The organism is Erythrobacter epiphyticus, assembly GCF_034653295.1.
In the GTDB taxonomy this organism is placed as follows: domain Bacteria; phylum Pseudomonadota; class Alphaproteobacteria; order Sphingomonadales; family Sphingomonadaceae; genus Erythrobacter.
Genome location: NZ_JAYEEU010000004.1, coordinates 324,712 through 347,427 on the forward strand (window position 1 = coordinate 324,712; position 22,716 = coordinate 347,427).

Genomic DNA, 22,716 nt, shown 5'->3' on the forward strand with positions numbered 1-22,716 from the left:
CGCAGGTTCGCCCTTCAGCACCCTGACGTAATAAACTGTTGCAGATACGTGACAGCAACGAACGAAAGTAACAATATATCGCCTGCGTTTGTTGCAACAGACTTGTCGCCACGGTGAGGCCGTGCAACGGCCACTGCGTGCCGCGTCCGACGCTCGGGGGTCTTGTCCTGCGGCACCGCAGATCGAAGGGTGCGCGCTGTGCAACAATGCCGCAGTGTAGCGCCCCATCGCAAAAAAGCCGGAGCGCTTCGGCCGGACCCCGCCGCCTGCCGCCACATGGCATGCGCACTCCGCTGTCCGTCCGGTTTTGTCAGACCCGTCCACCCCATGGCCGATGGGTTGTGAGATCAAGCAGTACAGGGAATTTCGTCATGCGCCTTTCATCACGTGTTTTTCATTCCACCTCGCTTCTTGCGACCAGCGCAGCCCTGCTTGGCGCCGCCGCCCTGCCTTCGGTAGCAGCTGCCGCTGAAAGCACCGAAACGGACAGCGCCAGCGCCGAGCCGGTGGTAGTGACCGCTGCGGCGACGACGGGCCTTGCAACGATGCAGCAGGCCGCGAGCGATGCGGTGGATGAAACGCCGATGGGCCAGCTCATCGTCACCGGCACCCGCCGTGCCGGGCGCACGGTCGCCGACAGCGCGGTGCCGATCGATGTGATTTCCGATGATCAGCTGCGCCAATCCGGCCTGACCGAGACCGCGCGCCTGCTGCGCGATCTGGTGCCTTCGCTGAACTTCCCGCAGCCCTCGATCACCGATGGCACTGATGTGATCCGTCCGGCCACTTTGCGCGGACTTGGCCCGGATCAGACGCTGGTGCTGATCAATGGCAAGCGCCGCCATGTCGCCGCGCTGCTCAACATCAACGGCTCGGTCGGGCGCGGGTCTTCGGCGGTTGACCTCAACCAGATCCCCGCATCCTCGCTTGGGCGGGTCGAAGTGCTGCGCGATGGCGCCGCGGCGCAATATGGTTCGGATGCCATTGCCGGGGTGATCAACTTCCAGCTCAACGATTCGCGCGAAGGCGGCCGATTCTGGGTCAATTATGGCGCGTTCAACACCCGCATTGCCGGTGTGAACGAAGTCACCGGTGTCAACGCCACCGCCGGACAAGTGCCGACACTGACGCCCGATGGGGTGCTCCAGCTCAATGATACGGGCCGCGGGCTGCGTGTCACCGACGGCGAGGTGCTGGCGGTTTCGGGCAATATCGGCCTGCCGCTTGGCCCCGAAGGCTTCATCAATATCACTGCCGAATACCGCGACCGGGGCGACACCAATCGCACCGGCTATGATCCGCGCCGCCAGTATTCGCAAAGCGGCCCGCTCGATCCGCGCGAGCTGACCTTCGACCGCCGCAGCCACCGCTATGGCGATGCCAAGACCGAAGATTTCAACCTTGTCGTCAACATGGGCGTGCCGGTGTCCGACAACGCCGAATTCTACGCCTTCGGCACCTTCGGAACCCGGCAAGGGGAGTCGGCGGGCTTCTATCGCCGCGCCGCGGATAATCGCAATGTGGTGGCGATCTATCCCGATGGCTTCCTCCCGCTGATCAACACGGACACGACGGATTTTGCCATCACCGGCGGGTTTGACGGGGAATACAAGGGTTGGAACTGGGATCTGTCGATGTCGTACGGCAGCAACCAGGTCGACTTCCGGATCACCAACACGCTCAACGCCTCGCTCGGGGCTGCCAGCCAGACCGAGTTTGATGCCGGTTCGCTCGAATATAGCCAGTTGATGGCCAATTTCGATGTGAACCGCGATCTGGCCGTGTCCGGCATCGAACGGATGACTCTGTCGCTCGGGGCCGAATGGCGCCGTGAGCGGTATAAGCTTGGCGCGGGCGAGCCGAACAGCTTTATCGCTGGCCCGGTGCGAGTGGGCACGAACAACCCGTTCATCACTGGCGCTGCCGCGACTGCCTTTGCCGCGCCCGGCAGCCAGGTCTTCCCCGGCTTCCAGGCGACGATTGGCGGGGTTGATGTGACCCAGGCCAACAGCCGCGAGAACTTCTCGGCCTATGTCGAACTCGATACCGACATCACCAAGGCGTGGAACGTCCAGGTGGCAGGCCGGGTCGAGGATTATTCGGATTTCGGCTCGACGGTGAATGGCAAGCTCGCCACCCGCCTCGAGATGGTGGAAGGCTTTGCGCTGCGCGGCGCGATTTCGACCGGGTTCCGCGCGCCCTCGCTTCAGCAACAGTTCTTTGCCGCAGCTGCCACCAACAATATCGGCGGCGTGTTGGTCGATGCCGTGACCTTGCCGGTGAACAACCCGGTGGCGCTTGCCCTGGGTTCGAGCCCGCTGGAGGCGGAAACGTCGTTCTCGTGGTCGGGTGGTGCGGTGTTCAACGCGGTGCGCGGGCTGAACATCACCTTCGACTATTACCAGATCGACATTGATGATCGCATCGTGTTGACCGACAACCTCACCGCCACCCGCGATGCCGCAGGCAACCCGTCGGGCACGGGCACGGGCCGGGCAATTGCGCAGATTCTCAATGATGCGGGCTTCACCAATATTTCGGCAGCGCGCTTCTTCTTCAACGGGATCGACACGCGCACCCGCGGCTTTGACGCCATCGCGACCTATCGCACCAGCGTGGGCAATGCCGGGACCGTCTCGCTGACGGCAGGCTATAACTGGAATGAGGTCGACATTACCGGACGGCGCGACAATCCGGGTGCACTTGGGCAAGTGCCGGGGATCAACCTGTTCGGGCGACTGGAATCGACCCGCATCGAACGCGGCCAGCCGCGCGATCGCATCAATCTGGGCGCGGATTGGGAATGGAACTGGCTGAGCGTCACCCTGCGCAGCAACCGCTTTGGCGAAGTGCTGTCAGCCGGCGCTTCGCCGATCGATGACCTGGTGCTGCGCCCGCGCTGGATCACCGATGCGGAAATTCGCATCCGCCCGCAAGAAGGTTGGGCCAACCGGCTTGAACTCGCCTTCGGGGCCAATAACCTGTTTGATGAATATCCCACGGCGAACCCGACCGGTCAGGCGATCAACCCCACGACGGGTGCGTTGCAGAACCTGTCGGTCAATAACTACTTCCTGCCGTTCTCGAGCTTCTCGCCCTTTGGCTTCAACGGGCGGTTCCTCTATGGTCGGCTGAGCTACATCTTCTGATGCCGCCGGGCGCCGGATAGCGCCAGACATTCGGGGGTGAGCCAGTGCCACGGTATTGTGGCGCGCGGCTCACCCCCTTTTCTGTTTCATAAGAACGCCCGTGATCTTCCATGCGCGCTGTGCTGCGCTGGTTGATACTGTTCGCCTCCGACCGCTTTCGCTAAAGATCGTACTGGCGGCGCAGATCGAAGCTGCACGCCTCGCAAGCGGTGCTGGTGACACCTAAGCGCCTCAAAGGAAGCTGAAAAATTCAATGCAACCCACCGCTTGTTCTGGAAATTTTCGTAGCCATCATCCATTGAGAAAATTTGATGCAAAATAAACATTATTGTTAAGATAATGTTGTTATTTGTTTTTATTATTCTGCTTGGCAAAATTTGGACAGATTTTAGTCAGACCGTCCTCCAAGATCGGTAAGCCAGTCAGCTCATTCGATAGCAGACAGCCAGAGCATCCCGTATGCTCAGCCACCAAACGAGAGCGCGGTGTGGAAGCATCATTTTAGCAGCGGTCACCACATCCATCTCGCAAGGGGTGATCGTGCTTGCACCGGATCGCCGCATCATCTTTTTCAACAAGGCTTTCGCCGCCATCACCGGCTATGGCGAGATTGCAGGAGACGATCTGCAATGGTCAGCGGAACATCGCTTCATGGATACCTCGAACGGCATCCTGATCTTGGAGGATCTTTCGGCGATCATCCGCAACGCCGATGGCAAGGCGATCCGCCTACTTGGCAGCATGACCGATGTCACCGAGCAGCGCGAGCCGGATGCAAGGCTGCGCAAGTCGCAGAAGTCCGAAGCGCGCGACATGGTGGATCTGGTTGCCAGTGCATCGCAGCATGGCGCGGATTTGACGAGCCGCCTGCTTTCGTTTGCGCGGCGCCAGCCGCTCGAACCCAAGACCCTCAGGATCGAGGAACAGCTTGCCGCCGCGGTCGACCTGTTGAACCGCGTGCTGCCGGAAAACATCACCATCGCGGTCGAGAGCGCCGCCGACCTGTGGCAGGTCGAAGCTGATGCCGGCCAGCTGGAAAGCGCCCTCGTCAACCTGTCGCTCAATGCCAAAGACGCGATGCCTGCGGGTGGGCGCCTGACGCTGGCCGCCAGCAATTACAAGGTCACGTCTGAATTCCGCAGGATCGATCCGGAACTCAAGCCGGGCGATTATGTGCAATTGCGCGTCACCGATAGCGGCACCGGCATTCCGGCTGATATTCTGGAAAAGGTGTTTGATCCCTTCTTCACGACCAAACCCATCGGCGAAGGCACTGGCTTGGGCCTCAGCATGGTCTATGGTTTCGCGAAGCAGTCGGGCGGGCATGTCTCGGTATCAAGCGGAGTCGGGGTCGGCACCACTGTCCAGCTGCTGCCGCGCGCGCACGAAAAGCAGCCCGCTGCACAGGCCAGTGGGCAGAGCAATGCGCTTCCCGGTGGGACAGAAACGATCCTGCTGGTGGAGGATAATGATCTGGTCCGCGCGCATATGCTCAAGCAATTGCAGATGCTTGGCTATAGCGTCATCACCAGCTGCAATGGCGCCGAAGGGCTCGCCGAACTGGAAAGACCGCAGGATATTGATCTGCTGTTCAGCGATATCGTGATGCCGGGCGATATGGACGGGATCAGGCTGGCCGAGCCCGCAAGGGCGCTACGCCCTGATCTCAAGATCCTGCTGACATCGGGCTACAGCGAGAATGCGATCATCGACAACGGAACCTTTGACGCATCGCTGAAGCTTCTGCCCAAGCCCTATAGCCGCACCTTGCTGGCAACGACGTTGCGGTCCTTGCTCGATGCGGCAGACGTGCCCAGCGCGGCCTGAGATCGGCTCAGGAGCTGCGTCCTAATCGCGGGCACGCCGCGTCTGTTCGAACAGCAGGCGCAGTTCGATAAGATTGGCCACGCGCAGCGCAAATTCGAACACGTCAAAGGGCTTGGTCACAATGTCGCGCGCGCCGAGCGCCAGCGCACGGCGCTTGGCTTCGATCGATGTATCAGCCGTCAGCACCATGATCGGCACCAGCTCATCCGCGCTGGTAAGCCGCCCGAGACTATCAAGAAGCGCGTAGCCATCGATGCTCGGCATCATCAGATCGAGCAGGACGAGATCGGGCCTGAATGCAAGATAGCGCGCGGCGGCGCGCTGCGGATCGGCCAGCGTCTCGACTTCGGCATAGCACTCGCGCGCGAGGACCGCCGCCACCAGCGCCAGATTGGCCGGTTCGTCATCGATCACAAGAATACGCGCGCTGGCCGCGACCCGGCCGGCGTTCACCGCGTGCGCTCCAGCAGCGCCCGGTCCATCGCTTCGAGCAGCGCGGGCACATCAATCGGCTTGGTCAACACCGCACGCGCGCCCCGCCCCGCCCAATCCCCCTGCGCCGCAATGGCATCGGCGGTAAGCAGGATCACCGGCAAATCCGGCAGGGTTGAGGTCAACTCGTCAAGCACCCCGTCGCCATCCTTGTCCGGCAGATGCAGGTCAAGCAGGACGAGATCGGGCCGGTGCCGCCGGGCAAGATCAAGGCCGAGGCGCCCCTGCATCGCGCTCATCAGGCGCGCCTGTGGCAAGTGGCGGGCCACCACCGCCTCGATAAGCTGGGCATTGGCGAGATTATCCTCGACCAGCAGGATCGTCACCGAATGCGGATCGGCGACAGTGGGCGGAGCTGTCACTTGCGGCAGCGGATCGGGATCCGCGGCTTCGTCTGCCAGCGGCAGATCGAACCAGAAGCAGGCCCCGGCCTGCCCATCGGCGCGCGGCGCATAGCCGATCCGGCCATCCATCGCTTCCACCAGAGCGCGCGACAGCGACAGGCCAAGCCCGGTCCCCTCGCTACGCGCAGCACCTTGGGCAAGACGGGTGAAGGGCTGGAACAGCTCTCCGACCTGATTGGCTTCAATCCCTATGCCGGTGTCCTCGACGCGGATGCGCACCCGCTTGTCGTCGCTCTGCGCGCTGATGGTGACCGTGCCGCCCTTGCGGTTAAACTTGATCGCATTGCTCAGCAGGTTGAGCAGCACTTGCAGCAAGCGGCGCGGATCGGCGGTGACCGGCGGGAGGCTGGTGGCCGCATTGACAAGGGTGATCTGACGGCTTTCGGCCTCGGGCAAGGACAGGCCGACCGCCTCGGCAATTACCGCCGCGGGTCTGACCGGCGCGATGGCCAGCCCCAACTTGCCTGCCTCGATCCGCGCAATATCCAGCACCTCGTCGATAAGGCCCAGCAGATGCCGCCCGGCCCGCAGGATATGATCAATGCTCGCCCGATCGGTCTCTCCCGCATGGGCGCGGGTGCGGTCCAGTTCCAGCAATTGGGCAAAGCCGAGGATCGCGTTGAGGGGGGTGCGCAATTCATGGCTCATGCGCGAGAGGAACAGGCTCTTGGCTGCACTCGCCTGTTCGGCTTCCTGGCGGGCCAGCTCGAGCGCCTCCTGCGCGCGGCGGCGCTCGGTGATGTCGCGGGTGACCTTGGAATAGCCACGCAGCTCACCCGCTTCGTCATACAGCGCGGTGATCACGACATTGGCCCAGAAGCGCGTCCCATCCTTGCGGACGCGCCAGCCTTCATCCTCTGTCCGGCCATCGCGCATCGCATCGGCGAGATTGCGCATCGAGCGGTCATGCGCATCCTCGCCGGGATAGAAGACCGAGAAGTGGCGGCCGAGGATTTCATCGCCCATCCACCCTTTGATGCGCTGCGCGCCTGTGTTCCAGCTCACCACATGGCCTTCGGGGTCGAGCGCGAAGATGCCGTAATCGCGCACGCCTTCGATCACGAGCCGGAAGCGTTCCTCGCCCTCGCGCAGCGCCTGTTCGCGGGCGCGCAACAGCCGGCTGGCCTCGATCATCCGCGCAGACAAGAGCCCGATCTCATCACGCTCGGCCCCGCGTGTGACGAGCGCCTGCCCCTCGGCAAGCCGCACCGCATCGCTTTCCAGCCGCTGGACGCGGCGCACGATCCCGCTTGAGAACAGGAACACGGCAAACAGGCTGCCGACCAGCCCGACAAAGGTCAGCACCCCGGTCGCGATCAGACCATTGCGGCGCACCGTGTTGAGGCGCTCCTGCCGCGCGGCGAGCAATTCGCGCTCGCGCGCCTGCATCCCCTCGATCTCGTCGCGCAGCGCATCCAGCGCCTGCTTGTTTGCGGCCAGGCCGGCCGTGATCGTGGTATCACCGATGATCGCAGGCCCGGTCCGCTCACGCGCGACCAGCAGCAGCGCAAGGCCTTCGCGCTTTTCGCCCGCCAGCATTTCGATCCGGCCGAGCCGCGCGGCGGCTTCGGGATCACGCACCGAGGCGCGCAGGCGCCGGGTGACTTCGGGCACCTGCTGTTCGGCGCGCCGGTAGGGCTGGAGAAAGCGCGGCTCGCCGGTGAGCAGATAGCCGCGCACCCCCGAGGATGCCTCTGCCAGCAACGCGTGCACCTCGTTCACATCGTTCTGGATGGCGATGGTCAGCCGCACATCCTGTTCGGCGCGGGACTCCAGACGGCTGATGGCATAGAGTGCGGCGACCGATCCAAGGAAGATCAGCAGCGGCACAGCCACCACCACCAGCCCTTTGGTGGCGAGCGGGCGATTGGCCCACCAGGCGGAAATCGCGCGCATCATCACCCCGTCCGCCCCATGCCGTGGCGGGTCGCGAGGATCGCAGCCTGGGTGCGATCACGCACGCCGAGCTTGCCGATCAGACGCTCCACATGAGCCTTTACCGTGCCGGGGGAAATGCCAAGGACAAGGGCGATTTCCTTGTTGGTGCTCCCACCTGCCAGCGCGCCAAGCACCTCGCGTTCCCGGGGCGTGAGGCGATCCAGCGAGGCCAGCACCGCGCTGCGCCCGTCATCGCTGACAGCGCGGCGCATCAAATCCGGGGGGAATGCCACGCCCCCTGCCGCGACCTGCGCCAGCGCGGCGAGCACCTCCTCGCGCGAGGCATCCTTGGCCAGAAAGCCGCGCGCGCCCGCGGCAATGCCAGCGCGCAGATAGGCCGGGCTGTCGTGCATGGTGATCAGGATCACGCCCGTCTGCGGCTGGGTTTCGGAAAGGTTGCGCGCCGCCGCGAACCCGTCAATTCCGCCGCCAGCATAGCGGATATCAAGCAGCGCCAGATCGGGTTGATGCTCTGCGGCAAGCGCAAGCGCCTCCTCGCCGCTGCACGCCTCGGCCACCACGGCATAAGCGCCGCTGCGCTCGATCAAGGCGCGCAGACCTTCGCGCGCGAGGTCGTGATCATCGGCGATGAGGATGCTGGGGCGGTTGCTCATGCAGCGGGGATCTCGGCCAGCAGACGGCAACCCGCGCCAGGCGCTGCGATGATGTCCAGCCGCCCGCCAAGCCGCTCGATGCGCTCGCGCATATAGGCCAGCCCGAGCCCGCTTGCGCCAGCGGGCGCGGCCACCGCGCGCGGATCGAAGCCCGGCCCATTATCCGTGATCGCGATGCGGTATGCGCCTTCTTCCTCCGCGATCCGCACCATCACGTGTGCATCCTTCCCGGCATGAAGGCGGGCATTGTTGAGCCCTTCCTGCACGATCCGGAACAGCGCGGTCTCGATCGCCTCGCAGGGGCGCGCGGCAAGGTCCACCGCGAGCGAGACGGCGATCCCGTCACGCGCATCCTCGGCCAATTGGTGGAGGGCTGCGGCAAGGCCGAGATCGTCGAGCGCCGGGGGCCGCATCCCGGTGATGACCTGGCGCAGCTCGCGCACCAGCGCGCGGGCCTGACGGGTGGCTTCGGCGAGATCCGCTTGATCGCCATCGGCGGCAAGCTCCAGCCGCCGCGCCAGCGCGGCAGCCGATTGGGCGACCCCATCGTGCAGCTCGTGCGCGACCCGGCTGCGCTCGGCTTCCTGCGCGCCGAGGAATTCTGCCAGCAGCCGTGCCAACCGCGCCTCGCGCGCGCGGGCGGCGAGCGCGCTGCCGATCAACTGGGCAAGGATGGCCAGCGCCTCGCGATCTTCGGGCGCGAGCGTGCCGAGGCGCTGCTCAAGCACGAGCGCGCCGATTGTCATGCCGCCCGCGCCGGGGGCAACCAGCGGCAGCACCAGCGCATCGTCACCGGCAGGCGGCGGGGCATCCCGTGCCGCGATACGCCCCGTCGCAAAGCCCGCGAGATGCGCCGCCTGCTGCGCCACATCCTGCGCTGCTGCCTCCAATCCTTCCGCTTCACAGGACGTGAGCAGGCGGCTCGCCTCGACCAGCACGCGCAGGCGCGCGGCGCGGGCTTCGGCGGCGCGATAGAGCGTGCGCAGATCGGCTGCGGTGTCGGGTAACGCGGGGGCGAGGGTCATCGCGGGTGAGATTAAACGCCAATCATGCCTTTGTCATATGCCGAACGGCATAGGCCGCCCGGCCCGCCATCCAGCCGATGCGCGAAGCCGATCGCTCCGCAAGATCTGTCCCACCGCAAACACCCCCAACTTGCTTTCGGAGACGCTCGATGAAGACCCGCACCCTCGCCCTCACCTATGCCGCAGTGCTCGCCACGGCGTGCAGCCCCGGCTATGCCAAGGAACGCACGCGCTCGGCCACCGCGCCGGTCGACCAGACGGTCAACTGCATCACCGAAAGGGAAGTCGTGGCTGCCCAGAAGGCCTGGGGCGACGGCATCATCAAGATCGGCAAGGTGTATCAGGAAGGCGGCGACTATTCCGCCGCGGCTGCCGCGCATATCGACCAGTTCTATGCCTATGATCTGAGCCTCGTCCTGTTCAAGCCGACGCTTGCCTCGGTTGATCAGTTCCGCACCTCGTTTGATTCCGCCCTGTCGTACTTCGTCGGCGGCAATCCCGCCTATCCTGAAGACAAGGGCTTCGCGATCAGGCCCTGGAGCAAGGTCCGCTGGAAGAATGTCGGCATCACCAACAATTCGTGCAACATGGCCGTGGCGATGGGCAATTACTACTTCACCTCGACGACCGGCGGCGAGGAAACCAAGGTCGAGTACACCTTTGGCTATATCCGCGGGCTCGACGGCGCGCTGAAGATCGTGGTGCACCAGTCGTCGGTTCCCTATAACGGGGCCTGAGACGCACTAACCATCTGCATTGCGCGGGTCGCGCCGGATTTTCGGCCGGCCCGCGCTGACCTTTCTCATCCGGACTCTCATCATGCCCCTGCGCACTTCTGCCTCGTCCGCGCTCAGCCCTGCTGTTGGCCTCGCGCTCGCCCTCGCCCTTGCGGCCTCGCCGGCTGCCGCCACCGAGGAGGATGCCAATGTCTGGCTGGGTCAATTCGCGACAATCAACGCTTCGGAAAAGGTCTATGTGCGGCTTGAGGCGCAAGAGCGGTTCACCAATGATGCTGGGCGGCTCGGCCAATTGCTGCTGCGTTCGCTGGTCGCCTATCGCTTCACCAACACAGTGAATGCAGGGGTCGGCTATGCCTTCATCTTTACCGATCCGGTCGGCCCTGTCAGGCTCAACGAGCACCGCTACTATCAAGAGCTCAATATCCGCCTGATCGACAAGGACGGCGTCACGCTCGATTCGCGCACACGGCTTGAACAGCGCACCTTTGAAGAGCGGATGGACACCTCTTGGCGCCTGCGCAACTTTGTCCAGCTGCGTGTGCCGGTGAGCAAAAACAACAAGGTGGTGGTCTACAGCGAGCCCTTCATCGATCTCAACGAAACCGGGGTGCAGCACGGCGGACTGTCAATCTGGCGCAATTTCGCGGGCCTTGCGATCCCGCTTGCCAAGGGTGTCGAAGTGGTGCCCGGCTATCTCAACCAATATGTTGTCCGCGATGGCCGCGACCGGGTGGACCACACCGCGAACGTCAATCTGTTCATGACATTCTGAGGTGGTATCCGCCGGTTGCGTGCGGATGTGCGGCACCTGACACAAAAAAGCCCCGCTCTCGACTGCCGAGAGCGGGGCCTGTTTGCCTTGCGGCCATGGTGATTCAGGACAGCGCGACGTGGCGCTTCAGGTGGTGGTCGACATTGCCGAACTCGGAATCGAAGATCGTCAGGCGCTTGAAATAGTGGCCGATGGCATATTCGTCGGTCACGCCATTGCCGCCGTGGATCTGCACCGCTTCCTGCCCGATCAGCCGCGCCGACTGGCCGACGCCGACCTTCGCGGCCGAGACCGCCAGCTTGCGGGTCCGCTCGTCCGAGCCGAGGCGCAAGGTGGCGAGATAGGTCAGCGAGACGGCCTGTTCGTAGGCGGTGTACATGTCGACCATGCGGTGCTGGAGCACTTGGAAGCTGCCGATGGGCACACCGAACTGCTTGCGCTGGCGGCTGTAATCGACCGTCATGGCATGGGCGACCTTCATCGCCCCGCAGGCCTCGGCGCACAGCGCGGCGATGGCTTCGTCGGTGACAAGCTCGATCAGCGCCAGCCCCTCGCCCTCGGCGCCGATCAGTGCCTCGGCACCGAGCGCGACGTTCTCAAAATAGACTTCCGATGCGCGGCGGCCATCGACCGTCACATAGTCGCGGGTGGTGACGCCCGGCGTGTCCTTGGCGAGCACGAAGACCGAAACGCCCGAGCGATCCCGCCGCTCGCCGCCGGTGCGGGCGGTGACGACGAGGTGGCTCGCCCAGGGTGCGCCGATCACGACCGCCTTGTGGCCGTTGAGCACCCAGCCCGCGCCGTCTTTTTTCGCGGTGGTCTCGAGGTCGGCATAGTCATAGCGGCCCTTGGGCTCGGCATAGGCGAAGGCGAAGACCGCCGCCCCCGACACGATCGCGCCGATATGTTCTTCCTTCTGCGCCGCGGTCCCGCCGTGCTTGAGGAAGCCCCCCGCACAGACTACGGTGGGGAGGAAGGGCTCGATCACCAGACCCTTGCCGAACTCCTCCATGATGACCATCGCATCGACCGCGCCGCCCCCGAAACCGCCGTCGGCTTCGCTGAACGGCATGCCGAGAATGCCCAGCTCGGCCAGCTGCGACCACACCTCGGGCCGCCAGCCTTCGCTCGAGGCAATCGCCTTGCGACGCTCCTCGAAGCCGTATTGCTCACGCACCAGTCGCGAGAGGCCGTCGCGCACCATGCCCTGTTCTTCGGTGAAGTTGAAATCCACGAATTCTCTCCCGTCCTCAGGTGCTTGCTGCACCATTCGAGGTTGAAACCTGATTAGCCCTTCCCCTCGGGGGAAGGGTTGGGATGGGGGCCTGCCCTATCGACGGCAGAGCCCCCACCCCCAGCCCCTCCCCGCGGGGAGGGGAGACGAAGGCCTTACAGACCCAGAATCATCTTGGTGATGATGTTGCGCTGGATCTCGTTCGATCCGCCATAGATGCTGGTCTTGCGCATGTTGAAATAGGTCGCCGCCGCATGCTGGGCATAGTCGGGGCCGACCGGGTGCTCGTTCGAGCCGTTGTCGTTCGACACCCCGCCCATATAGGGCGCGGAGTAGGTGCCGACTGCCTCGAGCGTCAGCTCGGTCAGGCGCTGCTGGATCTCGGTGCCCTTGATCTTGAGGATCGAGCTTTCCGGCCCCGGCCCCTTGCCCGCCTGCTCGCCCGCCAGCGTGCGCAGTTCGGTGATTTCCAGCGCGGCCAGATCGATCTCGAGCTGGCTCACCTTCTTGGCGAAGTCGAAATCCTTGATCAGCGGCTGGCCGTCGAGCGTTTCATGCGTCGCGATCTCGCGCAGCTTCTCGACGCCGCGCTTCGAGCGCGCCACGCCCGCGATGCCCGAGCGTTCGTGCGCGAGCAGGAACTTGGCATAGGTCCAGCCCTTGTTCTCGACGCCGACGAGGTTCTCGACAGGCACGCGCACGTCGGTCAGCCAGGTCTCGTTGACCTCGTAGCCACCGTCGAGCAGCTTGATCGGCTTCACTTCCACACCCGGCGTCTTCATGTCGACGAGGATGAAGCTGATGCCTTCCTGCTGCTTGGCGGTGGGATCGGTGCGGCACAGGAAGAAGCCCCAGTCGGCGTGCTGGGCGAGCGTCGTCCAGGTCTTCTGGCCGTTGATGACGTAGTGATCGCCGTCACGCACCGCGGTGGTCTTGAGGCTCGCAAGGTCCGAACCCGCGCCCGGCTCCGAATAGCCCTGGCACCACCACACCTCGCCGCTGCGGATGCCGGGGAGGTGCTTGGCCTTCTGCTCTTCCGAACCGAAGGTGTAGATCACCGGGCCGACCATCGAGACTCCGAAGGGCAGCGGCATCAGCGCGTTCACGCGGGCGTTCTCTTCCGACCAGATGTAGCGCTGGGTCGGGGTCCAGCCGGTGCCGCCGTACTCGACCGGCCACGCCGGAACCGACCAGCCCTTTTGCCCGAGGATCTTGTGCCACGCGACGAAGTCCTCGCGCGCCATATCCTCCCTCATGCCGAAATCGGCGAGGTGCTTGGGATAGTTCTCGGCGATGAAGGCGCGCACTTCGTCGCGGAAGGCCTGCTCTTCGGGGGTGAATTCGAGGTTCATTGGGAAGCTCTCCTCTCAATCGGTTTCGATTTGCCATACGTCTTGTCACGCCCTGCGGACGCGGAAAAGAGGCTTTTGCCCGCCTTGGGCGATCGCATCTGGCAAAACGGCCCCGCAGTAGGGGAAGGTTGCCCAAGAAGTGCGCGCCGTGGGGCTTGCCCGGCGAAGCGAGACACCTGCGGCGGGCAGGATATCACACGCAGCAATGCTTGGAATCGCTGTCTTTCGCCGCATCACCAAGCGGGATTCGCGGGCGAGACCCGCCGAGCGCCAGCCTGCCGTGAATGATGGATTGCTGGCGGAGAGGGTGAGAATCCTACCTATATGTTATTATATTGTTTTATGTGTTTTAATTTTGGATTTTTCACCAAACTACCGCCTTCTATACCCCAACTTTTGCTGCGAGGCTTTCAAAGCATTATTCACAGTTTTGCGGAAGCTTCGCCCTCTCGCACGGCAAAGTGTGGCTCACGCTCAAATCTTCGGGAAGCGGGGTTAACATGCCAAGCGGGCCCAAAGGCCGAATGTGGGACGAAGCCGCCATTCGCACCGGCATTGCTACGTGTCCGCTTATATCGAAAGCGGCCCTTTTGCCTGTGCGTGCCTGAGGCAGCGTAGGCCGCTATCACGCTTTCCATGCACGGCAATGGTGTTCTCGCCGGGTCGGCGTCCGTTCTTTGATCCTGGCCAATCAAGGCCATGGAGAAAGATGATGACCTAATCTCACCTCAACCCGGCCATGCAAAATCGGGTTTCGAGGAATGCCGGCAGGACCGTCGACACCAAGCGGCCGCTGACCCAGAAGCAGATTTGGGTGATCCGGTTCTTCCTTGATCGCGAGGAGCGGCTCCGAGACCGCGCTCTGTTCGACCTGGCGATCGACAGCAAGCTGCACGGCTGCGATCTGGTGAAGCTGAAGATCGGCGATCTCGTGGCTGGTTGCGAGGTTCGCGACCGCGCAATGATCACTCAGCGGAAGACCGGGCGGCTGGTGCAATTTGAAATCACTGCTGACGCCCGATCAAGCCTGGCTACATGGCTTCTGCGACGGGGACCTCCATGCCGACGATGCAGGGCGACAGCTTCTCACACAGCTTCATCAGCCGACCGCGCGTAGTCTCGCCGAATCCGCCGCTTGAGGCTCCTCTGCAACGAGCGATCGCTCGCCTGGGGCTAATCGGCAACAGGTTTGCGCGACTGCGGCGAAGCGATGGCTTGGCCGATTGCCAGAACCTTGGCCCCATGCCTATGGTCGACCTCGACGGCGCGATTCCGCCCCGATTTCATCGCCTTTGCTTGGAGAGAGACTTCATGGGCCGCACCACCATTCCTTCACTTCGTGCCGTCTCCTGCCTTGCCATCGCAGCCGGGCTAGCGCTCGCCGCGCCGCCAAGTTTGCTGGCGCAGAACGCCGCCTCCCAGAGCGCTCAGGCCCCTGCCGCGCCGGTGGGCGGCGTCCCGGCCTGGGAGATCGCCAGCCCCGATTTTCCCGCTGATGCCGCTGTCACCTTCGGGCGGCTGGCCAACGGGATGCGCTACGCCCTGATGCGCAACACGAACCCTCAGGGTGAGGCCGCAGTCCGCTTCAACATCGCCGTCGGCGCTCGCGAGGAGACCGACGCGGAAAACGGCGCGGCGCACTTTGTTGAGCATATGGCCTTCAACGGTTCCACTAACATCCCTGAAGGCCAGCTGCTGCCGATGCTTGAACGATTGGGGCTAGCGTTCGGCGCGGACACAAATGCCACCACCAGTTTCGAGTTCACCACCTACAAGCTGCAACTGCCGCGCACCAATGACGAGACGGTCGACACCGCGCTGAAGGTGATCCGCGAGATGGCGGGCGAGCTGACCTTCGATCCCGCCGCAGTTGATCGCGAGCGGGGGATCATGCTGAGCGAGGCGCAGGTGCGCAATGATCCCGGCCGACGGCGCGGAGCCGATTATCTGCAGGCGGCGCTACCGGGGTCGCGGCTCGGCAACCGGGTCCGCGCCGATGAAGAACGCATCCGCAACATCACAGCCGCCGATCTTAAGGCCTTCTACGATGGCTATTACCGCCCGGAACGCGCGACGCTGGTGATCATCGGTGATTTCGATGTCGCTGCGATGGAAGCCAAGATCAAGGCGACCTTTTCCGATTGGCAGGGCGAAGGCGCCCCGCGCGAGCGTTATCAGAGCCCGGTCCCCGATGGCAAAGGCGCGCCTACCATCGCCGCCTTTGTCGACCCCGCCATCCCGGAGGTCATCGAATTGCAGCGCATCTCTGCTTGGGAACCAGCGGCCAACACCGCCGAGGACACGCGCGCCGATGTGCTGCGTGCCATTGCCGGAGCAGCGCTGACCAATCGCATTTCGGCGCTCTCGCGCGCGGCGGATGCGCCTGCAGTGGTCGCGCAGGCGGCCCAACAGCCGGTGTATGGCAGCGCGGAGTCCTTCGGCCTGCTGATCGTGGCGAAGGACGGAAAGTGGCGCGAAACGCTTGCCCTCGCCGAGCAGGAGCTTCGCCGGGCGAACGAATACGGCTTTACCGCGGCTGAAATCGCCGAGGCCAAGGCCAATATCGAGACCGCGCTCGCCAACGCCGCAGCCCAGGCAGCCGGACGCAACAGCGCCGTGATTGCCGAAGGGCTGGTGGATGCGAGCATGCGCGATGCTGTGTGGACCTCGCCCTCGCTTGATCTGGAGTTCTACCGCGCGATCGCCCCCTCGCTGACGCAAGAGACCGTCAGCGATGCCTTCCGCGCCGCATGGCAGGGCGGGCCGACGGTGGTGCACGTATCGACCAAGCAGCCGGTCGAAGGCGGCATGCAGGCCATCGCCGCGGCCCTTACGGAAAGCGCCGCTGTTGCCGTGACCGCGCCGACTGAGGCGGCCGAGGTGCAATTCGCCTACAGCGATTGGGGCCAGCCTGGCACGGTGGTCGAGGACAAGACCATCGCCGATCTCGGCATCCGCACCTTACGCTTTGCCAACGGCCTCCAGCTCAATCTCAAGACAACCACGTTCGAGCCGGGCAAGGTCGCCTTCGAACTGCGGGTCGGTGACGGCTTGGCGAGCTTCCCCAGGAACCGGCAGGGCCTTCGCGAGATGCTCCCCAACATCGCCAGCATCGACGGCTTCGAAAAGCACGATATCGACGAATTGCGTCGGGTGCTGGCGGGCAAGGCGGTCAGTATCGGCCTCGGCGCCGAGGAAGATGCGCTGGTGGCGAAAGGTCAGACCACGCCGACCGATCTCAAGCTGCAGCTTGATCTGCTCGGCGCGCGACTGACCGCAACTGGCTGGCGGCCCGAAACTTCGGCCCAGTGGTCTGGAGTCGCGCCCATTCTTGTGCAGAATATCCGTTCCGGCCCGATACAAGTGCTGTCGGTAGCGCTCGGCGCGGTGCTGGCCGATGGCGACGCGCGCTTCGGCCTTGGCGATGTCAGCCAGATCGGGCAGGTCACGGTTGACGATCTGAAAGCCGTGGTCGCGCCGCAATTGACGAGCGGCGCACTCTCGCTCGGGCTGGTCGGCGACTTCGATCCTGACACGGCGATTGCCGAGGTCGCAGCGACACTTGGGGCGCTGCCGGCCCGCCCGGTCCGCAGCGCTGTGCAGGCTAACGCCGCACCGGTCGCCTTCGTTGCAGATCGAACCACGCGGGTGCTGACCCACACGGGCGCGGCCGATCAGGGTGCCCTGGCGCTTGCCTGGCCCACCACCGATGGCCGCGACCAGAGCGACGATTACACCCGCGACCTTCTCGCCGCAGTGATGAACCTGCGCCTGACCGAGAAGCTGCGCGAGGAGCTGGGCGCGACCTATTCGCCGCAGGCGCTCAGCTATTCGCCGCTCACCTACGACGGATACGGCTACATCGTGGCGATTGCCACCCTGCCGCCCGAAGGGATGGACGACACTGCCGCGGCAATCCGCGCCATCGCGCAGGAACTGGCGGCGGCTCTCCCCTCGGCCGATTTGGTCGAACGGGCGCGCAATCCGATCCGCGCGAGCTTCGAGCGGGGCGAGACGCAAAATCAGGGCTGGGTCAGCATTGTTGCGGCAGCGCAAAGCGATCCCGTGCTGCTGGAGCGGCGGCGCAGGCGTACCGCCACACTCGACGCGATTACGCCTGCCGATCTGCAGGCTGCCGCGCAGCGATATCTGGTCGGCACCACGCCGGTCGAGCTTCGGGTCGTGCCCGAACCGAAGCCTTGATCAGGTCAGGGATGGTGCTGTGAAGCTGCACGGGCAACGCTGGCTTTACCGCGTCGGCAACGCCGAGGTGTGTGTCGATAACGCCTTCAGCTGGTTGGGCTGGACGCAGGAACGCTGGGTGATCAATGGCGAGGTCGTGCGGGCGACTGGCGGGTGGTGGGTGTCCCGGCGATCGTTCGAGGAGCCGTGGCTCACCCCGCTGGGCGACGGTGTCCTCACCGCCGAGTTGCGCGCCAAGACGGACTACGTGGCATGCCGCTTGCTGCTGGACGGGGTGGTTTGCGAACATGACGCCCTGTTCGAAGCTAGCTGGCATGGGCGGGGCGGCTGGCCCGACGCAGACGCCTGGACCGAAGTGCGCCGCTTTGCGGTCTTCGATGGGCTATCATTGGGCTTGCGGCGCCGGGGGCAGAGGGCATGAGGCGCCGAGCATTTGAGCGTGACCGGGCCGAAACACGCTTTGGAGAAGGATGCGAATTCGGCCATTTGTGATGTCATAAATGATTTATTACGCGGGGAGGCCTATCAGCTCCTACACTGAGCCGCCCTTATGCTGGCGGTGCTCCAGAGCAGACCTTTTGGTTTCCAACCAGATCAGGTGATAGGCGGGACCGGTGCTCGGTCCTGAAAGCAGCGTGGCGGGTTTTGGCGTAAGCAGACGTCATTATTGATGATCAAGCATGACCGACTCTGGGTCGGGATTTGCCGGAAGCAGAACGCCGCGTCGTGGCCGAACTGACCCAGCCGGTAGAGTCGGGCCACTGGTCGGTCGCCGTTACGAACAAGGCGTGGCTGGTATTTCTGGACAAAGTGCGAAGGCTCGAGGCTGGGTTGACGGCTGTCAATCCGTGGGCCGTCTTAAGCGCTATGTTTTCTGTTAATCTCACCACGCGACAGGGAGGTGCACATGCTGGCACTCGAATGCGATAAGTCCGCCGGATACGTCGAGATCACGCTGGATGGCGGGGTCAATGCCCAGGAATATCAGTCTGTCATCAGCGCGATTGATGATGCGCTGAAGACGCATGACAAGCTCAACCTGGTTGGCGTGCTGCGCAATTTTGGCCATATCGAATGGTCGGTCTGGCCCAAAGACTTGGTGTTCCACGCCACCCACCGTGATTGGATGAAGCACGTCGCAATCGTCAGCGACATGGGCTGGGTTGCGCGGACCATGCGGATCTTCGCGCCTTTCTATGCGGCAGAGATCCGCTGTTTCCCATTGGCCAAGCTGGATGAGGCCCGCGCCTGGGCGCGCACCGGACAGATCCTGCGCGCTTCGGACTGAAACGGCCTAGCGACAGACCATCTTCAGATCGCGATGAAGACCACGAACCGCTATTCTGCTGCCCACCCATCTCTGGTCATGAGCGGCGTCACGCTGCGATCCTACAAGCTGCTCGGCAGCTTCAACGGTTTTTCCGCCAGCAGCCGCATTTCTGGAAACGACCCCATTCCGGCCAACGTTGAACGTATCTGATCGAAGGCAGGCTCAGGTTCGGCAAGCCTGTTCCATCCGGATATCGACTGCGCCATATACCGCCCCATGATTGTGTTCGGCCCGATGAGCATCACCCTGCTGATTTGCGCAGCGCAGGGCGTTTTGCTCGCAGTCCTGCTGTGGCGCACCGAGGCAAACCGCTGCGCGAACCGCTGGCTGGCTTTGCTGATCATTGCGGTTGCAGCGCTGATGAACCCTTACATCATTGGCTATGCGGGCTTCTACGAGAGGTGGCCGTGGCTCAGCTTTGCGCCATTGTCCTTGACGCTGGCCTTCGGGCCGCTGCTTTACCTCTACACCGTCTCGCTTGTCGAAGGCCCACCGCCGCGGGTCTGGCTGCACTTCGTGCCGGTGTCGGTGCAGTTTCTCGCCTATGCGCTGGTTTTCCCCTTCCCGCTGCCGGTGAAGGATCGCTGGAACGATAGCGTGCATGAACCCTTCATCGATCCGGCACTCGACATCGCCGCGCTGGTCAGCATCGCCATCTACAGCGCGGCGGCCTATCGAGGATACCGCATCTATCGCCGATGGCTGGACGAGAACCGCACCGACAGCGCCGATTTCGAGCCGGTTTGGATCCGCAATTTCCTTGCGGCGCTTGCGACGATGGGGGCAATCTGGGCTGGGTTCCTGATCGCCAAGCAGATCGATCCGGCGCGCGACTATTTCGATCAGTTTCCACTCTATGTCGCCTTCAGCGTGCTGGTGCTTTATCTCGGCATCGCAGGTTGGCGGCATGCCGAGACGCGATTTCCGCAAGCTATTGCGGCTCCCACGCCGGACCCGCAGCCAGTGCCCGCGCCGGCTGCGATGCGCGACTGGGCTGCGCAGGGCAGTGCGTGGATCGCCCGGATCGAAGCCGAGGAATTGTGGCGCGATCCGGCTCTGACGCTCGCTAGCCTTGCCCGTATGCTCGGCACCAACACCTCCTACCTGTCACGCGCTTTGGGTGCCGCATCGGGCGAGAATTTCAACGCAGTCATCAACCGCCGCCGGGTCGCGGCAATGCAGGCGTTGCTGACCACTCACACAGAGCAGCGCGACCTGCTAACCATCGCCTTCGATGTCGGGTTCAATTCGAAGGCGAGTTTCAACCGCGCCTTTCAGGACTTTGCAGGAATGAGTCCCAGCGCGTGGCGTCTCAAATCGCAAAAATCCATGCCCGTTTGAGGTTTGAGGCGCAGGCGCCAGGGTAATCGGGGCACCGTGGCGGCATTCCCGAACCGGTGGAGCGATCCCGATGAAACACCTTGCCCTTGCCGCCGCCATTCTGGCTTTACCGCTTTACTTCCCCTGCGGCATCATCGCGCCGCTTGCCGCCCAGAATGCTGATCCGGCGCGCTACACCCCGCAGCTGCTGAGTGCCGAGCAGGCGAGCCGCGATGTCGCCCTGCTGCGGCGCGCGCTCGAAACGGTGCACCCTGGCCTTTATCGCTACAGCGATAAGCCTGCGATCGACGCGGCATTCGCCCGGCTCGAAGCGGCGGCGACCGCGCCAATCAACGAACTTGCCTTCCATGCCGAGATCGCGCGGCTGCTCGCAGCGATCCATTGCGATCACACCAAGGCCGAGATGTCCGAGGCGCTGGACGACTTCCGCAACAAAAACCCCACCCATTTGCCGCTGCGATTCCAGCTGATCGAGGGCCGGATGATTGTGGTGTCGAATGATCGGCAGGCCGGCGCGCCGCCGGTTGGAAGCGAGATCCTTGGGATCAATGGGATGCCGGTGCCTTCGCTGCTGCTGCAGCTCGCCCCGCTGGTGTCCTATGATGGCGCCACCGATCAGGCGATTGCCGCCAAGCTTGCCGATGACAGCGACCTGATGGGCGATGATTTCAACGAGAATTACCCGGCGCTTTTCGGCTTTCCCGATCGCTGGCAAATCGAATGGAAGCCGGTAGGCGGCACCCGGGCCACCACCGCTACCCTCCAACCGATCAGATTTGCGCAATGGACGGCTCTGGCCGGGCCGGGCGCGAAATATCGCAGCGAGTTCTACAACGCCGTCACATGGCGGATCAGCGGCACAACCGCGAGGCTCGGTATCGATACCTTCGTCAATTACCGCAACCCGGTGCAAGCCACCGCCTTCCTTGGCGGATTCTTCGCTGCGATTCAGGAGGCCGGGACGGACCACCTGATCCTCGACCTGCGCAAAAATGGCGGGGGATCGGAAGATGTCTCGGTGGCGCTCGGCCGCTATCTTATCGACCGGCCGTTCATATGGGCAAAGCCGACCCGCTTGAAGGCGGTGCGCTACGGCGATCTGCAGCAATATTTCGAAACCTGGGGTGACCGCGAGGCGCGCTTCAACGCGCCGCTCGATGCCTTCACGAAAACCGCTGATGGCTGGTATGATCTCATCCCGGTGCTGAGCGGAGAGACTGTCGGCGATGGCGATTCCGCCTTCGAACAGCAGCCGATTGACGATCTCGGATTCCGCGGGCGCCTAACCATCCTCAGCGGACCGCGCAATGGTTCGGGCGCCACCCGGACCATCGCACAGCTCAAGGAAAAAGCAGGCGCGGTGATTGTCGGCGAGGAAAGCGCTGGAAGCGCTGAAGGGCCGACCTCGGGCAGCATCTTCCTGATGAAGCTCCCCGAAAGCGGGATCAAGGTGCGCATCCCCGAAGCCTGGAACCGCACCAACATTGCTCGCTTCGTGCCAGGCAAGGGCGTGCCAGTCGATCAGTTGGTTATGCCGACGCTGGCGGATTTCGAAGCGGGGCGTGACCGCACGATCGAGGTTGCCCAAGGTCTGCTGGCTGCCCCCACCGACACCGCAGCCGCTGTCTCAAAAGCGCTGGCTGGCGATTGGGCCGGGACGCTCGACTACCGCGATTTCAGTGATGATAGCCGCGAAACCCTGACCACCCTCATGCGGAGTGATGGCGCAGTGCTGTCATGGACGTTCGACGATGGCCCGGGCAAGACCATGCGCTCGTCCGATACGTGGGTGTTCGATGCGGCGGGTCAGGCGCTGACGATCACGGCAGGCAAGAATGCGCCCGACCAGTGGCGTGTGCTCGAATCGCGCATTTCGGCCGATGGTGAATCCCTCACCATCGTGCTGGAAGGCGAAAGCAGGGAAAACGGGCGCAGCGTGACTGTACGGAAGATCCTGACCCGCGACGGTAGTCGGCTGCGCATCACCAAGCAGACACGCGTGGCGGGCGAGCCGTTCCTGATGCGGCAGAGCTACGAGCTGCGGCGACAAGGCTTTGCTGCGTGCTCGGACCTTCCAGAATCCACCCACGATGAGTCATGAGCGGGGGCGAAGCGCGATTCCGATACCTGCCGGGCAGCTTCGGTGGGTTTCTCGCCAGCAGCCGACACTCTCGAACCGAACCCGTAGCGGCCATGGCGCGAAATGAATCCAGTTTACGGCTTTTCATCAGATGGTTACTTTGTGCGGGATGCGCCAGCCCGCTATCACGTTAGCAATTGCTCTCGCGGGAGCCT

Annotated in this window: 16 protein-coding genes and 1 pseudogene; 11 read left to right on the forward strand and 6 right to left on the reverse strand. The window is 63.7% G+C overall.

What is annotated here, in order from left to right:
* The first annotated feature begins 371 nt into the window (after positions 1–371).
* Complete coding sequence (locus SOQ14_RS03585; protein WP_322896672.1) at positions 372–3,149, forward strand: TonB-dependent receptor plug domain-containing protein; 2,778 nt, start codon at positions 372–374, stop codon at positions 3,147–3,149.
* 459 nt (positions 3,150–3,608) lie between these two features.
* Positions 3,609–4,976 (forward strand): ATP-binding protein, encoded by a 1,368-nt coding sequence (locus SOQ14_RS03590; protein ID WP_322896673.1) that lies wholly within the window; start codon positions 3,609–3,611, stop codon positions 4,974–4,976.
* Positions 4,977–4,997: 21 nt separating this feature from the next.
* Here the strand turns inward: SOQ14_RS03590 and SOQ14_RS03595 are convergent, their stop codons facing one another.
* Genes SOQ14_RS03595 through SOQ14_RS03610 form a run of 4 tightly spaced genes read right to left on the reverse strand, consistent with a single transcriptional unit; the run spans position 4,998 to position 9,449 of the window.
* Entirely contained in the window at positions 4,998–5,429 is a 432-nt protein-coding gene (locus SOQ14_RS03595) for a response regulator (RefSeq protein WP_322896674.1), read from the reverse strand.
* Complete coding sequence (locus SOQ14_RS03600; protein ID WP_322896675.1) at positions 5,426–7,771, reverse strand: ATP-binding protein; 2,346 nt, start codon at positions 7,769–7,771, stop codon at positions 5,426–5,428. Before SOQ14_RS03600 ends, SOQ14_RS03595 begins: the two co-directional genes overlap by 4 nt.
* Positions 7,771–8,424 (reverse strand): response regulator, encoded by a 654-nt coding sequence (locus tag SOQ14_RS03605; protein ID WP_322896676.1) that lies wholly within the window; start codon positions 8,422–8,424, stop codon positions 7,771–7,773. Before SOQ14_RS03605 ends, SOQ14_RS03600 begins: the two co-directional genes overlap by 1 nt.
* Complete coding sequence (locus tag SOQ14_RS03610; protein WP_322896677.1) at positions 8,421–9,449, reverse strand: sensor histidine kinase; 1,029 nt, start codon at positions 9,447–9,449, stop codon at positions 8,421–8,423. Before SOQ14_RS03610 ends, SOQ14_RS03605 begins: the two co-directional genes overlap by 4 nt.
* Positions 9,450–9,598: 149 nt before the next feature.
* Between SOQ14_RS03610 and SOQ14_RS03615 the strand changes: the two genes are divergently transcribed.
* Positions 9,599–10,186: a metal-independent carbonic anhydrase family protein gene (locus SOQ14_RS03615; RefSeq protein ID WP_322896678.1), complete on the forward strand. Its 588-nt coding sequence runs from the start codon at positions 9,599–9,601 to the stop codon at positions 10,184–10,186.
* An 82-nt stretch (positions 10,187–10,268) separates the two neighbouring features.
* Positions 10,269–10,961 (forward strand): DUF2490 domain-containing protein, encoded by a 693-nt coding sequence (locus SOQ14_RS03620; protein ID WP_322896679.1) that lies wholly within the window; start codon positions 10,269–10,271, stop codon positions 10,959–10,961.
* Between the two features lie 103 nt (positions 10,962–11,064).
* Here the strand turns inward: SOQ14_RS03620 and SOQ14_RS03625 are convergent, their stop codons facing one another.
* Positions 11,065–12,195, reverse strand: coding sequence for an acyl-CoA dehydrogenase family protein (locus tag SOQ14_RS03625; protein ID WP_322896680.1), 1,131 nt, complete (start codon positions 12,193–12,195; stop codon positions 11,065–11,067).
* Positions 12,196–12,350: 155 nt separating this feature from the next.
* Entirely contained in the window at positions 12,351–13,547 is a 1,197-nt protein-coding gene (locus tag SOQ14_RS03630) for an acyl-CoA dehydrogenase family protein (protein WP_322896681.1), read from the reverse strand.
* A 739-nt stretch (positions 13,548–14,286) separates the two neighbouring features.
* Between SOQ14_RS03630 and SOQ14_RS03635 the strand changes: the two are divergent.
* The 7 genes and pseudogenes from SOQ14_RS03635 to SOQ14_RS03665 form a co-directional block, all read left to right on the forward strand.
* Positions 14,287–14,601: pseudogene (locus SOQ14_RS03635) on the forward strand (site-specific integrase); the annotation flags it as partial.
* A gap of 257 nt (positions 14,602–14,858) precedes the next feature.
* On the forward strand, positions 14,859–17,750 hold the full coding sequence (locus SOQ14_RS03640; RefSeq protein WP_322896682.1) for a M16 family metallopeptidase: 2,892 nt from the start codon (positions 14,859–14,861) through the stop codon (positions 17,748–17,750).
* A 19-nt stretch (positions 17,751–17,769) separates the two neighbouring features.
* Positions 17,770–18,171, forward strand: coding sequence for a hypothetical protein (locus SOQ14_RS03645; protein WP_322896683.1), 402 nt, complete (start codon positions 17,770–17,772; stop codon positions 18,169–18,171).
* Between the two features lie 486 nt (positions 18,172–18,657).
* Positions 18,658–19,038, forward strand: coding sequence for a SpoIIAA family protein (locus SOQ14_RS03650; protein ID WP_322896684.1), 381 nt, complete (start codon positions 18,658–18,660; stop codon positions 19,036–19,038).
* A gap of 33 nt (positions 19,039–19,071) precedes the next feature.
* Positions 19,072–19,230 carry a hypothetical protein gene (locus SOQ14_RS03655; protein WP_322896685.1) on the forward strand — a complete coding sequence of 53 codons (159 nt, stop codon included), beginning with the start codon at positions 19,072–19,074 and terminating at the stop codon, positions 19,228–19,230.
* Between the two features lie 84 nt (positions 19,231–19,314).
* Complete coding sequence (locus tag SOQ14_RS03660; protein ID WP_322896686.1) at positions 19,315–20,421, forward strand: helix-turn-helix domain-containing protein; 1,107 nt, start codon at positions 19,315–19,317, stop codon at positions 20,419–20,421.
* A gap of 70 nt (positions 20,422–20,491) precedes the next feature.
* Positions 20,492–22,522: a S41 family peptidase gene (locus SOQ14_RS03665; RefSeq protein WP_322896687.1), complete on the forward strand. Its 2,031-nt coding sequence runs from the start codon at positions 20,492–20,494 to the stop codon at positions 22,520–22,522.
* The last annotated feature ends 194 nt before the right edge of the window (positions 22,523–22,716 follow it).

What these genes read in the sequence shown, in the direction of transcription:
- SOQ14_RS03585 (WP_322896672.1), top strand. Translation starts at nt 372, where the DNA reads ATGCGCCTTTCATCACGTGTTTTTCATTCCACCTCGCTTCTTGCGACC.
- SOQ14_RS03590 (WP_322896673.1), top strand. Translation starts at nt 3,609, where the DNA reads ATGCTCAGCCACCAAACGAGAGCGCGGTGTGGAAGCATCATTTTAGCA.
- SOQ14_RS03600 (WP_322896675.1), bottom strand. Translation starts at nt 7,771, where the DNA reads ATGATGCGCGCGATTTCCGCCTGGTGGGCCAATCGCCCGCTCGCCACC.
- SOQ14_RS03605 (WP_322896676.1), bottom strand. Translation starts at nt 8,424, where the DNA reads ATGAGCAACCGCCCCAGCATCCTCATCGCCGATGATCACGACCTCGCG.
- SOQ14_RS03610 (WP_322896677.1), bottom strand. Translation starts at nt 9,449, where the DNA reads ATGACCCTCGCCCCCGCGTTACCCGACACCGCAGCCGATCTGCGCACG.
- SOQ14_RS03615 (WP_322896678.1), top strand. Translation starts at nt 9,599, where the DNA reads ATGAAGACCCGCACCCTCGCCCTCACCTATGCCGCAGTGCTCGCCACG.
- SOQ14_RS03620 (WP_322896679.1), top strand. Translation starts at nt 10,269, where the DNA reads ATGCCCCTGCGCACTTCTGCCTCGTCCGCGCTCAGCCCTGCTGTTGGC.
- SOQ14_RS03630 (WP_322896681.1), bottom strand. Translation starts at nt 13,547, where the DNA reads ATGAACCTCGAATTCACCCCCGAAGAGCAGGCCTTCCGCGACGAAGTG.
- SOQ14_RS03640 (WP_322896682.1), top strand. Translation starts at nt 14,859, where the DNA reads ATGGGCCGCACCACCATTCCTTCACTTCGTGCCGTCTCCTGCCTTGCC.
- SOQ14_RS03650 (WP_322896684.1), top strand. Translation starts at nt 18,658, where the DNA reads ATGCTGGCACTCGAATGCGATAAGTCCGCCGGATACGTCGAGATCACG.
- SOQ14_RS03655 (WP_322896685.1), top strand. Translation starts at nt 19,072, where the DNA reads ATGAAGACCACGAACCGCTATTCTGCTGCCCACCCATCTCTGGTCATG.
- SOQ14_RS03660 (WP_322896686.1), top strand. Translation starts at nt 19,315, where the DNA reads ATGAGCATCACCCTGCTGATTTGCGCAGCGCAGGGCGTTTTGCTCGCA.
- SOQ14_RS03665 (WP_322896687.1), top strand. Translation starts at nt 20,492, where the DNA reads ATGAAACACCTTGCCCTTGCCGCCGCCATTCTGGCTTTACCGCTTTAC.